Origin of the sequence: Halomonas sp. BN3-1 (assembly GCF_003056325.1) — a bacterium.
GTDB classification, from domain to species: Bacteria; Pseudomonadota; Gammaproteobacteria; order Pseudomonadales; family Halomonadaceae; genus Halomonas; species Halomonas litopenaei.
Map to the genome: position 1 here is coordinate 1 of NZ_PYVV01000068.1, position 309 is coordinate 309.

Consider the following 309-nt stretch of genomic DNA (forward strand, 5'->3'; position numbering starts at 1 on the left):
AATTCGACTGTCACCGAAGTGCGGCAAAGACAGCAACGGCAATACACACATTACGCATCGTTCACCTCTCACTGTTTTATAATAAAACGCCCGTTCCCGGACGAACCTCTGTAACACACTCAGACCACGCTGATGCCCAGCGCCTGTTTCTTAATCACCATAACCTGCACATCGCTGGCAAACGTATACGGCGGAATATCTGCCGAATGCCGTGTGGACGTAAGCGTGAACGTCAGGATCACGTTTCCCCGACCCGCTGGCATGTCAACAATACGGGAGAACACCTGTCCCTTCAGTAGAAGGGGAATT

The 309-nt window shown here is 51.5% G+C and carries 1 protein-coding gene; it reads right to left on the bottom strand.

Annotation, left to right across the window (positions count from 1 at the left end):
• Positions 1 to 119: 119 nt before the first annotated feature.
• On the bottom strand, positions 120 to 309 hold a 190-nt coding region (locus tag C9F12_RS22870), incomplete at its 5' end, for a hypothetical protein (protein ID WP_205245762.1).